Origin of the sequence: Brevibacillus laterosporus LMG 15441 (genome assembly GCF_000219535.2) — a bacterium.
Lineage (GTDB): Bacteria > Bacillota > Bacilli > Brevibacillales > Brevibacillaceae > Brevibacillus_B > Brevibacillus_B halotolerans.
On record NZ_CP007806.1, the window covers coordinates 292,223 to 307,671 of the forward strand.

Annotated in this window: 11 protein-coding genes; 9 read left to right on the forward strand and 2 right to left on the reverse strand. The window is 41.9% G+C overall.

The genetic code is table 11. The features are described 5' to 3' along the window. The first annotated feature begins 116 nt into the window (after window positions 1-116). The 5 genes from BRLA_RS01535 to BRLA_RS01555 all read left to right on the forward strand — a co-directional run bounded on the left by BRLA_RS01535 (window position 117) and on the right by BRLA_RS01555 (window position 6,248). The gene (locus BRLA_RS01535; RefSeq protein ID WP_003343267.1) at window positions 117-722 is read left to right on the forward strand and encodes a DedA family protein; all 606 of its coding nucleotides are present in this window, start codon (window positions 117-119) and stop codon (window positions 720-722) included. A gap of 199 nt (window positions 723-921) precedes the next feature. Further along, complete coding sequence (locus BRLA_RS01540) at window positions 922-1,353, forward strand: MarR family winged helix-turn-helix transcriptional regulator (RefSeq protein ID WP_003333658.1); 432 nt, start codon at window positions 922-924, stop codon at window positions 1,351-1,353. Window positions 1,354-1,444: 91 nt separating this feature from the next. Next, window positions 1,445-3,169: an ABC transporter ATP-binding protein gene (locus tag BRLA_RS01545; protein ID WP_003333657.1), complete on the forward strand. Its 1,725-nt coding sequence runs from the start codon at window positions 1,445-1,447 to the stop codon at window positions 3,167-3,169. Beyond that, window positions 3,170-5,008, forward strand: coding sequence for an ABC transporter ATP-binding protein (locus tag BRLA_RS01550; protein ID WP_003333656.1), 1,839 nt, complete (start codon window positions 3,170-3,172; stop codon window positions 5,006-5,008). A 169-nt stretch (window positions 5,009-5,177) separates the two neighbouring features. Further along, window positions 5,178-6,248, forward strand: a complete 1,071-nt coding sequence (locus BRLA_RS01555; protein WP_003333655.1) for a DUF418 domain-containing protein — start codon at window positions 5,178-5,180, stop codon at window positions 6,246-6,248. Window positions 6,249-6,311: 63 nt separating this feature from the next. On the opposite strand, the gene BRLA_RS01560 is transcribed toward BRLA_RS01555, so the two are convergent. Continuing rightward, a complete protein-coding gene (locus tag BRLA_RS01560) occupies window positions 6,312-8,207 on the reverse strand; it encodes an ABC transporter permease (RefSeq protein ID WP_003333654.1) in 1,896 nt (631 codons plus the stop codon). Continuing rightward, window positions 8,179-8,952: an ABC transporter ATP-binding protein gene (locus BRLA_RS01565; RefSeq protein ID WP_003333653.1), complete on the reverse strand. Its 774-nt coding sequence runs from the start codon at window positions 8,950-8,952 to the stop codon at window positions 8,179-8,181. Before BRLA_RS01565 ends, BRLA_RS01560 begins: the two co-directional genes overlap by 29 nt. Window positions 8,953-9,197: 245 nt before the next feature. Here BRLA_RS01565 and blaOXA point away from each other — a divergent pair, with 245 nt between their 5' ends. The 4 genes from blaOXA (at window position 9,198) to BRLA_RS01585 (ending at window position 15,219) form a co-directional block, all read left to right on the forward strand. Beyond that, the gene (gene blaOXA, locus BRLA_RS01570; RefSeq protein WP_003333652.1) at window positions 9,198-10,052 is read left to right on the forward strand and encodes a class D beta-lactamase; all 855 of its coding nucleotides are present in this window, start codon (window positions 9,198-9,200) and stop codon (window positions 10,050-10,052) included. 105 nt (window positions 10,053-10,157) lie between these two features. Then, window positions 10,158-10,886 (forward strand): FHA domain-containing protein, encoded by a 729-nt coding sequence (locus tag BRLA_RS01575; RefSeq protein WP_003333650.1) that lies wholly within the window; start codon window positions 10,158-10,160, stop codon window positions 10,884-10,886. 216 nt (window positions 10,887-11,102) lie between these two features. Next, window positions 11,103-13,160, forward strand: a complete 2,058-nt coding sequence (locus tag BRLA_RS01580; RefSeq protein WP_003333649.1) for a penicillin-binding transpeptidase domain-containing protein — start codon at window positions 11,103-11,105, stop codon at window positions 13,158-13,160. A gap of 34 nt (window positions 13,161-13,194) precedes the next feature. Then, window positions 13,195-15,219: a peptidoglycan D,D-transpeptidase FtsI family protein gene (locus BRLA_RS01585; protein ID WP_003333648.1), complete on the forward strand. Its 2,025-nt coding sequence runs from the start codon at window positions 13,195-13,197 to the stop codon at window positions 15,217-15,219. Window positions 15,220-15,449: the final 230 nt, after the last annotated feature.

Below are 15,449 nucleotides of genomic sequence, written 5' to 3' on the forward strand. Positions count from 1 at the left end.
CTGTTATAAAAAAGCTAAGAACTGTTCGATATGATAAAGCTATGAAAGAAAAAATGACAGAAGTGACATTTCTGACATGGTTCTTCCGTGCTGTCATACAATCAGGGGGTTATTACTTGCAGTTGGATACGATACTTGAGTTAATTAATCAATACGGCTACTTTGCCTTGTTTTTCGCTCTATGGCTTGGCATTGTTGGTATGCCGATTCCAGATGAAGTGATTGTCATGACGGGAGGAATGGTTGGCTCATTTGGCATTCTTCAATCAATTCCTGCCTTTTTTGTCACCTATTTAGGGGTTATTTCGGGGTTGTCACTTGGATATATTTTAGGATATAAGATTGGAGCTCCCGTGTTAGATCGCATTCGGCGTAAAAGACACATGGATATCTATATTGTACGAGCTGAATATCTATTGCAAAAGTATGGGAGCCAAGCACTTGTAATTAGTTACTTTTTGCCGATTGTGCGCCACGTGGTACCTTATCTGGTCGGGATTAGCAAAATGTCTTTTCGGAGATATGCTCTGTTCTCCTTTACGACTGGCTTTGTTTGGACACTATTATTTTTTATTCTCGGGCATCTATTAGGAAGCAATGCCGCTTCTGTTGGGTACCTGATTAATGAATATAGTAAATATCTCTTAATCATTCTTCCGGTAATAGCGGCAGGGACTTTTATTGTGGTTGCCAGAATGAAAAGAAAAAGGGTAAATGTCTAATGAAAGCCCTAAAATAAAATCATCAGGATACACAGATAGAGGAACCGATTGGCCTGGTAGCGGTAGTCGGTTCCTTTATTTGCTAGATAGCATTTACCTTTATTTACCTTTCGCAAAGCCCCTTGCACCTTGTGAAATAAGGGAGTATAATCCTGTTTATCTTAATATATAGCTGGCTAACTAAATGAGGTGAGTAAAAGTGGAGGAGACTCCTTATCTGGATTCTTTAGAATTGCTACTATCTCGTGTGGTGCGATCGTATAATTATAAAATGTGGCAAATGTCGCATGAAGTAGGAATCTACCCGGGGCAATTGCCTGTTTTGTTTTTGCTAAAAAACAAAAATGGAAGAGTACAAAAAGAATTGGTTACGAAAATGAAGGTAAAGGCAGCTACGGTCACCGTCATGCTGAATCGTATGGAGAAATCTGGATTGATCGAACGTCAGCCTGATCCCGATGATTTAAGAGCATCTCGGGTTTATTTAACTGAATTAGGAAAAGAAAAATTAGATCAGATTGAAAAAGTGATTAAAGAGATTGAGAAAAAATGCTTTGAAGGCTTTCGGGAGGAAGAAAAAATCTTACTTCGACGCTTTTTAACACATATGCATCGGAATTTATCGGAGTAGTGTGAGGTTAGGTAAGCTTGCATGTCAATTGGCTGCTTCCTCTAAAATTATGTAGCTGTCAAAGTAAATGCGAAGGGAGATGCCAAGCAGAATGGGTAAACTTTTTAAATATATTGTGCCTTATAGAAAATATGCAGTAGCCGCTGTGTTACTCATGTTTCTGGAGGTGGTAATGGATTTGCTTCAGCCGACACTGATGGCTCATATTGTAGACCAGGGTGTTGCTAATGGAGATGTCACCTATATCATTCAAACCGGATTGATTATGGTAGGGGTTGCGCTTTTGGGGATTGTTGGCGGTGTAGGCTGTATTTACTTTGCCAGCATCGTTTCCCAGAATTTTGGTGCAGACGTGAGACTAGATCTGTTTAGCCATATACAGACCTTTTCTTTTGACAAGCTGGATCAGTTCAAAACCTCTTCCTTAATTACACGCCTAACTAATGATGTTACACAGGTACAAAACGTGGTTCTAATGATGCTGCGCATGTTAACACGCTTTCCGCTTCTCTTTATAGGCGGGATGGTTATGGCATTTTCATTGAATGCGAAGATGGCGCTTGTGTTGGTTGTGACCGTACCTCTCCTGATCCTATCTCTTCTGGTAATTATTAAGAAGGGTTTTCCTTTATTTAAAAAAGTCCAGGCTAGCTTGGATAAAGTAAACGGAGTTACACGTGAAAATTTGGCGGGGGTAAGGGTAGTAAAGGCCTTCGTTCGTTCAGATTATGAAAAGGAACGTTTCCAAACAGAGAACGACCAATTAGCTGATATAACGGTAAAGGCAGCACGAACCATGGCGTTGATGATGCCGATTATGATGCTGTTGATGAATCTAAGCATCGTTGCGATTATTTGGTTTGGTGGTTTTCAAGTCAATACAGGTAGCATGCAGCTCGGAGAAGTCATTGCTTTTACCAATTATATGACCCAGATTTTGTTCGCCCTTATGATGGCTGGCATGATGCTCATGATGGTGTCGCGGGCAAAAGTGTCTGCGGATCGGATTGTGGAGGTAATGGATACGAAAACCACTATTGCTGATGTCGGGCATAAAGACGTTTATATGCATACAGGAAAAATTGAATTTGACCATGTTTCCTTTCAGTATGCTGGTACTAGCGGGCAACCTGTATTAAAGGATGTAACGTTTTCGGTGACGCCGGGTGAGCGAATTGCAATCCTTGGCTCTACGGGTTCGGGTAAATCAACGTTGGTTCATTTGCTCCCACGTTTTTATGATGTGACAGAGGGACGTATTTTATTGGATGGAACGGATATTCGCGAGCTGAGCTTACAGGAGCTTCGCAAAAACATCGGGATGGTTTTACAGGAGGCAGTACTGTTCTCAGGAACCATTCGTGATAATATTCGCTGGGGTGATCCCGAGGCCTCAGATGATCAAGTGATAGCCGCAGCAAAGGCAGCCCAAGCTGATGAATTTATAGCGAAACTACCTGCGGGCTATGATACAGTGGTAGGTCAACGGGGAGTTAATCTATCAGGCGGACAAAAACAGCGCTTGTCCATTGCTCGCGCTCTACTGGCAAAGCCAAACATTCTCATTTTGGACGATAGCACTAGTGCGGTGGATTTGACGACCGAGGCTCTCATTCAAAAAGCGTTAAAAGAGCAATTAGGACATACGACTTGTTTTATTGTTGCACAACGCATTAGCTCTGTGATGGAAGCAGACAAAATCATTGTATTAGATAATGGTCAGATTTCAGATATTGGAACTCACCAAGAACTGATGCAACACTCGGATGTGTATCAGGATATCTATCGTTCCCAAGTAAGAGAGGAGGCGATTTAGATGAATCGAGGAGGATCAGAACCACAACGTTCAAAAGGAATGGGCGGGCCTATGGGAAAAGGAATGACGGGCATGCCGGTTGTTAAACCGAAAAATTCCATGGAGGCGCTCAAACGGCTATGGGGATATTTACGGGAACAACGCTGGTCGTTATTTCTGGTGTTTTTCCTAGTGCTGGCTAGCTCCGGCTTTGCGTTGATGGGCCCCTTGCTGATTGGAAAGGCCATTGATAGCATGGGGATTACCACGGGACAGGTTCAATTCTCATTGTTAGCCAAGATTGTTGGGAGCTTAATCATCGTATATATTTTGGGGGCGCTTGCTTCCTGGTTACAAACCTATTTGATGGCAAGTGTCTCGCAAAAGACGGTCAAGAGTATGCGAAAGGATATCTTTGATAAAGTACAGACTCTGCCGTTGCGCTTTTTTGATGAAAGACCCCGCGGTGATTTGATGAGTCGTCTAACCAATGACGTAGAGAATATTAATAACACTCTCTCACAAGCAACAACGCAAATTTTTTCCAGTCTCATTACTGTAATTGGGGCCGTGGGAATGATGCTTATGCTAAGTCCATCTTTAACATTGGTTAGTCTCATTGTTGTTCCACTTGGCTTATTTATTACAAAAAAAATTGCGGAGCGTACGCGTAAGCTCTTCTTAGAACAGCAGACAGAGCTAGGGCAATTAAATGGATATATTGAAGAAATGATTTCGGGACAACGGGTGGTCAAGGCTTTTAATCGTGAACAACAAACCATCGACCAATTTGCAGAAAAAAATCAGCGCTTGAAAAAAGTAGGGGCTCAAGCGCAGGCCTTCTCTGGAGTCATTCCTCCACTGATGAATGCTATTAATAATCTCAGCTTTGCGTTGGTTGCAGGCATAGGTGGGTACATGGCTGTACAAGGTGTTATCACGATCGGGATCATAACTGCCTTTCTAAATTACTCGAAGCAGTTTGCTCGTCCGCTAAATGAGATGGCAAATCAATTTAACATGCTACAATCAGCTTTTGCTGGTGCAGAACGTGTATTTGAGGTGCTGGATGAGGAACCGGAATTCGCGGATCAAGCAGTGGCGGACTCCCTTGAACAAGTGGAAGGAAAAGTAGAGTTTAAGGATGTCACTTTTGGTTATAAGCCAGATAAGCCTGTCTTACAAGAGATTAATCTGATAGCGGAGCCTGGGCAAATGATTGCTCTAGTAGGCCCTACTGGTTCAGGTAAAACAACAATTGTAAACCTATTGATGAGATTCTACGATGTGCAGCAGGGAAGTGTCATCGTAGACGGACGGGATATACGTCAGATTGACAAAGAAAATCTGCGGTCCTCTATCGGGATGGTACTACAGGATACCTACCTGTTTGCGGGAACTGTAATCGAAAATATTCGCTACGGCAGGCTAGATGCTACAGACGAGCAGGTCATGTATGCAGCTCGCATGGCGAATGCTCATTCCTTTATTGAACGCCTACCAGAAGGCTATCATACGAAGCTCACGGAGGATGCTAGCAATATCAGTCAAGGACAGCGGCAATTGCTGACCATTGCGCGGGCGATTCTAGCGGACCCATCCATCCTGATTTTGGACGAGGCAACCAGCAGTATTGATACAAGAACCGAGATGCAAATTCAGAAAGCCTTGAAAGTATTGATGCAAGGACGCACTAGCTTCGTGATTGCCCATCGCTTGAGTACGATTCAGGAGGCGGATCAAATCTTGGTCATTAACCAAGGGGAGATTATTGAGAGAGGCAATCATAAGGAATTACTGGAGCAACAGGGCTTTTACTATAATCTGTACCATACACAATTTAAGAATCAAGCTTCATAAGTAACGAAGGCCGTCCAGAGAAATGCTGGGCGGCTTTTTTTATTAAACCTTACAAAAATGTAAGTGGTGTGTAATCTTCATGCATGGTTAAAAAATCTAGTATTCATTACAATAATGACAACGAGTCGCTAGCGAACGACACTATTATGATAAAAAAGGATTGATGTCTATGACCGCATTATCGGTCACAAAAAAAGAGCGTATTGTTTCGATGGATATCTTGCGTGGGATTGCACTTATGGGGATTTTGCTGGTGAATGCACCAGCCTATATGACTTATATGGAAGGGCAAAGCATAACTCAGCATGCTTTTGATCCTACCTTACGCCTTCTATATGATTTATTTATCACAACGAAATTTTTCAGTATTTTTTCGTTCTTGTTTGGACTTGGCTTCTATATTTTTATGAGTCGTGCAGAGGCACGTGGAGATAAACCGTTTATTCTTTTTGTTCGTCGTCTGGCAGCACTCTTATTGTTCGGTATTTTACACATCCTTACCTGGTTTGGAGATATTCTGTTCTTTTATGCTATTTTGGGCTTTGCCTTGATACCTTTTTATCGTAGATCAGCGAAAACTATACTGATCTGGGCAATGGGACTCTTTGCTATAACAGTATTAGCTAGTGGAATTGCGGCTGTGCAAACCTATCTTGGTAGTCCAGTGCCAGGGTTTATCAGCTCATTTAAGAGCGATACTTTTGCCATTTTGGGGATGTTTTTACTGGGACTTTATGTAGGGAAACAAAAGATTGTAGCGGAAGTAGATAAGCATGTACACTTGCTGAAACGTACACAGCTTATTACATTCGTACTGAGTATCATTCCTTTTGTAGGGATTCTGTGGTGCCATTTTACAGATAACCCACTACAAGAAATACTCCAGCCATTTTTCTCCCGCCTGGATACTTATCCAATGGCTTTGTTATACATGAGTAGTTTGTTCCTTCTATTACGCAATGAGCGAGTGGCTACGATGTTAAAACCATTTGCTAATTACGGACGACTAGGGTTAACCTCTTATTTTACACAAAATATCATTGGGTCTGTGATCATTTCCCTATTTGGTTGGTCAAATGGCTATACATTAGTTCAGTCCTTCTACATGGCGATGATCATCCTTGGTGTTCAATTGATCATAAGTAATCTGTATTTCTTGAAGTTCAAGCAGGGGCCGTTAGAGTTTATCTGGAGAAAGCTGACGTACGGTTTTAAACGTAAGGACAAAGCAACAGCTTAATTCTATGGAAAATCAAAAACAACCATTGCCTAGCAGGATAAGCAATGGTTGTTTTTTGTATTTCTACATAATATGTCTTTTTAATTTTTGTAAAAAGTGAGAGCGAACAATGAGGAAATAAACAAGCTGAAGTACAAAGAAAATCAGAATGCTTACAATTGATGTTTTAAAAATCGAAACGAAGGTGCCGCTGGAATACACCTTTTGGAGACCGACTAAAGCTACTGACGTGTGCACGATAGCCAGTGTGAATGGAACAAAGAAGAGCAAAGCGATTTGGACAGTCATGCTTTTTTGCCATTCTTCTATGGATAAGCCAATCTTAGAGATCGTTTGATAATATTGTTTATCTCGATCAAGATCCATATAAAGTCGGAAGTATAAAAAGCTTCCTGCACAAACATAAAAGATGACGGCTACAAATAAACCGATAAATAACGCACTGCCAACGGCCCGCTTTGCTTCAGCATAGTAGGCATCACGAACTAAAGGATGTTGATCCTCGGCTAGCTTTTGGTTGATTTCTTTTGAGAAGGCTACCGCGTCTTTATTGATAGAGCCTCCCTTTCTCCACTCATGAACCATATAGCCCACAACCGTATAGTTAGAAGAGGCTCTTTCCTTCAGATAGGCAAAGTCTTCATCGGATACAGCTAATGTGTTCCATTGATAAGAAAGGACTGGCTTGTCTATCTTTTGTACCAAGCGAAAAGGCTTGCCGTCTTTCGCAAGAAGGTCAGGAATGCCATCCTCGGGTAAATAGCTTGCTCTAATCCAAAGAGCCTCCCCCTTCTTAATTTGATACGTTTCACGCTCTAGCAGTGCTGCTAATTGATTATAAGCTGATATCTTTATGACATCTGCACGTGCTACTGGCTTAGAAAAATATAAATCCTCGACCTCGACTCGTTCATAGTGTACATGGTAATTGGCTAGATGATCCTCAATGATTTGTGTCGATTTTTTACCCTCAAGCTTCTCATCGTGATAGTACTTATACTCGATTGTCAGTGGAAGCGTATCCTTGACCATACCTAGTATACCTAGGACACTGATCAATGCTCCTGCCGAAGTAAAGGCGACAGTGGAGACAATGGTTACCATAAAAAACATCTGGGCATTATCCTTAATACGATATGCTAGATCGGACAGCCAAATAATTCGGGTTCCACGCCAGTAGAGAATGGGCCTTTTTTTTACCCAATTAATCAGGAATGCTCCAAACTGAGAGTAGAAGAAGTAAGTACCGACACAGGTTAAGAGGATGACTATAAACATCCACCTTATAACCTCAAAGATATCGTTTTTAAGGGTAAACGTAATATAGTAGGCTGATCCAATGCAAAGGATTGAGAAAAGAGCTAAAATAACCGATCCCTTAGGCTCCTTTTTCGGTTTGCGTGATTCATCAAGTAAAACCTTGATACTCCGGTGCTTTGTTGTAAATAGAGTGAAAAAAGAAATAAACAAAAAGGCAGTATAAAAGGAAACGATCGTAAGTAAAAGAGCTTCAGTTGGTATATAAAATGGTATTTCGTCCATATCAAGAATGGCTGAAGCGAATATGAAGAAGGATTTGGAGAATAGCAGACCAAATCCAATGCCAACCACCATCGATAACGTAACTAACAGCAGGTTTTCCATAAATATCATGAAATTGATCTGCCAGCGTGAAATACCAAGTATAGATAAAACGGCAAACTCTTTTTTCCGCATCTTAAGAAAAATATTCGTGGAGTACCAGATAAAGGCAAAGGAAAAGCAGAAGATAATGGCTTCGGCTACGGTCATTCCATTCACCACCAAGTAATGTAGACCTTCTGTAGTCGTTCCTGGATGATAAATGAACATGCCGTAGGTAAAATAAATCATAATGACAAACGTAACACTTAAAAAATACGCCAGATAAAACCTGAATTTACGACGTACATTAGTGGCGATGAATTGTAGAAAGGTCATAGGTACTTCCCCCTAAAAGCGCAAGAACATCTAAGATTTGCTGGAAGAACACCTGACGGCTTTCTCCGCGTTGAATTTCATTATATAGCGTCCCATCCTTGATAAATAAAACGCGATCACAGTAACTAGCAGCTACAGGATCGTGTGTCACCATCATCATCGTGGTTTTTTTGGTAGCATTAATGTTTTGCAGGGTTTCCATGACGATGCGGGTTGATTTAGAATCCAGATTACCCGTAGGCTCGTCTGCTAATAAAAGGGAGGGCGAATGGATGATGGCTCTCGCGATGGCTGCACGCTGGTTTTGCCCACCTGATACCTCGTAGGGACGCTTTTGTAAAATGTGATTAATTTCTAGCTGAGTAGCGATTTCATCTAATTTCTGTTTCATTTCAGGAACCTTGTAAAAATCAAGCGCGAGCGGCAATAAGATATTTTCGCCCATTGTTAACGTATCTAATAGATTAAAATCCTGAAACACAAAGCCTAGATTACGTCTGCGAAACACCGCTAGCTTTGATTTTTTGATCTTATGAGGATTTTCACCATTTAATAGAATATCTCCAGTAGTGGGGATATCAATTGTGGCAATAAGATTTAATAGGGTCGTTTTTCCGCTCCCTGACGGCCCCATGATAGCAATAAACTCTCCCTCTTCTATGTGGAAGTTCACGTCGGTTAAAGCGCGATAGGGAATTTTCCCCCCGTATATTTTGCTGACGTTTGTTACCTGAAGAAGTCCCATGTCACACATACACCTCCATTACGTATCGTTATTCCGGTCAAGAGTCGCGTTTAGAGTATCATTTGGTTAGGTGTCAGTCAAGCTAAGCGCCGTATCATCGTTTTATCATCAGACTCTCATGAGTTTATAACGGTTCAAGCATGTTATTAGTGCCTTTACTAGCATATATTGGTATAGGCAGGAAGCGATAAAGAACATTTTACATCGTTATAAATAGAAGGAAAAATATAGTGGGGGTGCCGATCATGAAACTATTGAAATATGGCGCGGTGTTACTTCTAAGTGTGGCTATGGCGGGATGCTCAGTAATGGCAAAGGAATCTGAGCTACAAAGACCAGCAAGTATATCTGAGAAAAAAGAGATCGTTGATTTATCCAAGGTGGAAGTGAAGGAATTTTTTCCAAATGACGAAGGTACGTTTATCCTGCGTGATGTGGAGAAAAATTCGACCTTTATTTTTAATGAAGAGAGAGCAAAACAACCGCAAGCACCTGAGTCTACTTTTAAAATCATGAATGCTCTAATAGGTCTTCAAGTAAAAGCAGTGGACGATGAATATACGGTGAAGCGCTGGGATGGCGTGAAGCGCGATCTTGATGTCTGGAACAAGGATCATACGCTTGGTTCGGGGATGCGCTATTCAACAGTCTGGTACTATCAACAGCTAGCTCGCGATATTGGTGCAGAACGCATGAAGGAATGGTTACATAAAGCAGCCTATGGGAATCAGGATATCAGCGGTGGAATTGATAAATTTTGGCTAAATAGTACCTTAAAGATCACACCTCTGGAGCAGGCAGATTTCTTAGAAAAGCTATATAAAGAACAATTGCCGTTTGACAAGCAGGTAATGAAGACTGTGAAACGCATGATGATCCAGCAGGATGAGGACTTGTACACGCTTTACGGAAAAACAGGGACACGCAATACACCAGCAGTTGGTTGGTTTGTAGGGTTTGTTAAGATAGAGGGACATCCTTATATCTTTGTTACCAATGTGAATGGGGAAGGAAGTTCCTCAGGAGTAAAGGCTAAAAATATTACATTACAAATCCTCAAAAAATATAACATGCTCCCAACACCATCTCAGAACAAATAGGATGAAAAAGGGAAAGAACAAGGGCTGCAAACCAAGCAGCTCTTGTTGACGTATAAGAATCGTTTATAATAGAGTGAAGGATTAACTGTTATTTGGAGTGATATCATGTTGGGAGTAGAAGCATATCTCTTCATTAAAAAGGGAGATTCCAACCAGACGACGGTCAAAAAATTCATTACAGAGACCGAATGCACAATTGGTAGACGTGGTGCGACGTATCAACCTGATTTATCTTTTACCAGTTTATTTATATCAAGACAACACGCTGTCATCCGCCAAGAAAAAAATCAGTACGTTCTTTATGACTTAAACAGCAAACATGGCACGGAGGTAAATGGGCAACCGCTCCAAAATGCCCCGCATGTTTTACAATACGGAGATCGTATTTCATTGGCAAAGGGAGAGGCAGAATTTATTTTCTTTACATTGGAAAATGACTTGGATGTGACACGGGAGTTTATTCGACCATTGGGTGCTAGTAAGGATCAGGCGGTGGAACAGACTGAGCCAGTGGCAAGCAATGGGAGTACGGATGTGAAGGGTTTAACCATCAATGTGGAGAGAAGAGAAATTCTGCTGGATGGAGTTCGTCTTTATTTATCGGGAAAAGATATTGATCTGTTGATGCTCATGTACGAGCGTGTAAATCAAGCTGTGAGCTATGATGAGATGAAAGTGCATGTGTGGCCAGAACGGTCATCTACAGTGGATGGATTGCCAGATGTAGGTCGGGCCGAGATTAATGCATTGGTTTACCGTTTACGTAAAAGGTTGGGTGAGTACGGTGATAAAATTATCACCATACCACGGTATGGTTATATGTTGGACTTATAAAAGGCAAAAAAGCCAGAAGACAAAACAGAGGAATTCCGTTCTGATAAGAGAGGGAGGTCTGTTGTTGTTCTTCTGGCTTTTTTATTATGTGCCATTTTGATGGGACGAAGGACTGTCTCATGTAAATATGAGCGATTTATCACCGATCTAATGCTGGAACAATATGTTTATTGGATGACGTATGACCTATCTTTAGGAGGAAGGAGTGGATTTATCATGAAGAGAATACTCTTTTTTTCTATCGTTGGAGTTCTTCTTGCTGTAGGAGGAATTTTTATTTACGCCCATTTGATGGAAGATGATCCTCGTGTTGTAAAGGATCGGGCAGAAAAACGTTTTGAGGAGTATCTGGACAACTGGGGTAAACAGGACTTTGCCCAAATGTATGAGCAACTAGCTTTGGATACAAAGAAAAAAATGACAAAGACGGCATTTATAAGCCGCTATGAAAGCATTTATAACGGGATGGAAGCCAGTCATGTACAAGTGAAGGATACCTCAATGGGACGTGAATCCATCACGAAAAACGAGGAGCTTCACCTGCCCTACCAAGCTAGCATGAATACAGTCGCTGGTCCTCTTACTTTTACACATAAGCTAACAATGGTACGTGAAAATCAGAGTGGAAAAAAAGATTGGTATATCAAATGGAATGAATCCCTCATTTTTCCTAGCATGAAGGAGAAAGATAAGGTGAGGGTCCAAACCATCCTGCCACAGCGAGGGGAAATTGTAGATCGTAATGGAATCTTATTAGCCACAACAGGGGTCGCTTATGAAGTAGGGCTAATACCTGAAAAATGGGAAAAGAATTCAGACGATCAGAAACAAAAAACAGCCGCTCTATTAGATATGACCGTAGAACAAATTGCGGCGAAACGAAATGCAAAATGGGTGAAGCCAGAGTTATTTGTTCCATTAGCAACGCAAGCTAAGGAAGACAATCGCTTAGATCAATTAGAAAAGATCGAGGGCTTGATGCTACGTAAGAAACAGGTGCGTTATTATCCTTATCGTCAGGCTACTGCTCATTTAATCGGTTATATCGGCAGTATGAATGAAGAGCAATGGAAGTTATACGAGCCAAAAGGTTATCGTGCTACGGATTTGGTGGGGAAGGCGGGCGTGGAGCAGGTCTATGAGGAACAATTACACGGTACGCCAGGTGCGCGGATTATTATAGCGGATGAGCAGGGACAGGAAAAGGAAGTGCTAGCAAAAAAACTAGCACAGGATGGGCAGAAGCTCGCACTAACCATTGATGCTGATCTACAGTTTGCAATCTATGAGGAAATGAAGAATGATGCAGGGACAGCGGCGGCTATTCATCCGCTTACTGGAGAAGTGCTGGCGATGCTAAGTACACCAGCGTATGATCCTAACGCGTTTATCAGAGGATTATCCAATAAGGAATGGACCCAGCTAAATGACGATCCAGCGAAACCACTACTTAATCGGTTTGCTATTGGATTTGCGCCGGGTTCCACCTTTAAGCCTATTACGGCGGCGATTGGACTTGAACAAGGAAGTATCCAGCCTGAGCAAGGCATGACTGTCAAGGGATTACATTGGCAAAAGGATTCCTCATGGGGGAAATACGAGGTAACGCGAGTGAAAGACCCACATAGCCCTGTTACTTTAGAAAAAGCTCTCGTGTATTCCGATAATATTTATTTTGCGCAAGCGGCATTACAGATGGGGCAGCAGGTTTTCTTAGAAGGAGCAAAAAAGTTTGGTATAGGTGAAAATTTGCCGCTTACCTATCCGTTAAGGAAATCAAAAATAGCTAACCAGGATATCAGAAATGAAATTCAGCTAGCTGATTCTGGGTATGGGCAAGGAGAAGTAATAATGACACCTCTTCATCTGGCGTTGACCTATAGCGCATTTGTAAATGAGGGAAATATAGTCTACCCCGCTTTAACCCAGCAGGAGATGAAGTCACAAGCCTTTTGGAGGGAAAATGTAATGTCGAAGGAGACAGCAGCATTGATTAAAGCTGACCTAATTCAAGTGATGGAAAATTCACAAGGGACAGGGCGGTTTGCCAAACCATCGGGTATCCGTGTGGCAGGAAAAACGGGAACAGCGGAGTTAAAGGCGAGAAAAGGTGAGGATGGGTTGGAGTATGGCTGGATGGCTGTGTTTAATGTAGATAAGCCAAAGCTATTACTAACGATGATGATAGAGAATGTAAAAGGTCGAGGTGGCAGTCATTATCTTGATCCCAAGGTTAAACGAATTTTTGCGCAGGAAATGAGTAGAGATTCCTAGTGAAAAGACAGCAGAAAGATAAGGAGAGCCTTTTGTGGATAAAGCAGAACAAAAACTGCATCAGGAACAGCGCTTACAGCGTATGCAATGGATTTTTCTGATTACCTTCTTTTTATTTTCCGCGATTATTCTGCGATTGGCTCAATTACAGATTATAGAGGGAAGCGAGTTTGAAAGAGTGTTAAGCTCTCGCTCCCTCAAAAAAGACCCCATTCCGGCTGTTCGCGGCGATATTTATGATCGTAATGGCAAGCTGCTGGTACATAGCAGAGCTTCATTTACAGCAGTTTTTCATGAACCAGAGGGTATAAAGCAGCGGGAGATTATTGAATTAGCCAAGAAACTTGAAAAAGTTCTCCGAGGAATGACACAAAGTGCAATTATGAAAAAGCTGGATGTAGGCTTCACCTTGGAGAATGGGCAGCGGAAAAACATTGTTCGAAATGCCCCGAAATATATGGAAAAAGAAATTAAGTATGACCTGATCCCCGAAGAAATTGCTTATTTAGAGGAGCATCGGGAAGACTTGCCAGGTGTAGATGTGGTAACAAAATCGATCAGAGAATACGACACCAAACAAATAGCTGTACAAACCATTGGCTACGTTCGTCCTTATCATGTAGCCCAAAATTTGAACAGCTCGTTTTATAAAACAGAGCAGGAGAATTATCTTTCTGATCAATTGGTTGGATTAGACGGAATCGAGCGTAGCTATGAAAAGGAACTGCGCGGAAAGAATGGCTATCGCTTATATGAGGTGGCGGCCGATCAGTCCGTACAACGCGAGCTAAAGAAAGAGGCTCCCATACGTGGTCAAAGTCTCTATCTAAACATTGATGAGCGTGTACAGTTAGAAATTAGAGATTTCATTAAAGACTTCCTCCCCAAGCTAAGAGGAAGTGTTTCATTAGCTTCTGGAGCGAAAACAGCTTATGTAGTAGCGATGGAAGTGGATACCGGTAAGGTAGTTTCGATGGTCAGCTATCCCGAATATGATCCTAATGTGTGGGTGCATGGTCCAGATCAGGCTACGTATGAGCAAATGAAATACTCTGTTACCAATGGGACGATTCGTGAGGCTCCTTACGATGTTCGGCCATTAACAGGCCCTTCAGCGGAACAGGAAAATAATAAACATCCCAAATCAATCGTACCCTCCGGCTCTGTGATGAAGCCAATTACAGTATTGCTAGGGTTAAAAGAGGGCATCATTACGCCGAGCGATCAATGGACCGATCCGGTTACGTACTACTATGGTCGAGGGAACGATCGAATAAAAAACGATAACGGTCATAATTACGGTGTGCTCAATCCAGTAAAGGCGATAGCTAAATCCTCGAATACGTATATGGCACGCATTGGAGAAGGTGTTGCCAAAAAGGAGGGTAACAGAGCAGTTTCGCTGTTGCAGGAGTACTATCATCAGTTTGGGTTGGGCGTGTTGACGGAAGTGGACCTACCGAGTGAGAATAAGGGCAAAGAGGATTATCTAGTTATGAATCAAAACTATGGGCCACTGGCTGCAATGGTACAAGCCTCCTTTGGTCAACAGGTACGAGCCACGACAGTTCAACTAGCTCAATACGCCGCGACTTTAGCAAATAAAGGCGTTCGGCTACAGCCTCAGCTTGTGGATAAAATCGTAGATGAAAAAGGAAACATTGTGTTTCGGCCCAAGCCTAAGGTTCTAAATAAAATCGAGCAACCGCAAGTACATTGGGATATTTTACGGAATGGAATGATACAGGTAACACAACCAGGCGGAACCTCTGTCAATGCATTTCGAGGCCTTCCCTATCAGGTAGCAGCCAAGACAGGTACATCTGAACAGGATATTTATGTTCCTGTCATTTCGACGAATTCAAAAGGAGAATCCATTACGAAATGGCACAAACACGCAAGGGTCAATAATGGTGTCATTATCGCCTATGCACCCGCGGACAAACCGAAGCTAGCAGTAGCAGTGGTTGTACCAGAGGGTGGTTATGGAGGGCGCTCTGCATCAAATATTAGTCGAGCTGTGTTTCAAGCATACGATAAATATGTGGGGTTAAGATGAGTAGCTGATGAAAGCTAGCATTTGCACAGTAGGAGTAAAAGCCTGGCAATGCTGGCTTTTTTCTTTTTGTACATAAAGTAGTATAGATGTGAAACTCTTTTCTGGTTTTTTGTAACGAATAGGTTGTAAAAAAAGATCATTATGCTTGATTGAAATAAGCAAAGCTGGGGTACTTTATTTTGCCTTCTGATTACGAATTGCTTGGCATAGTCCTTCTCCCTGTAATAAGA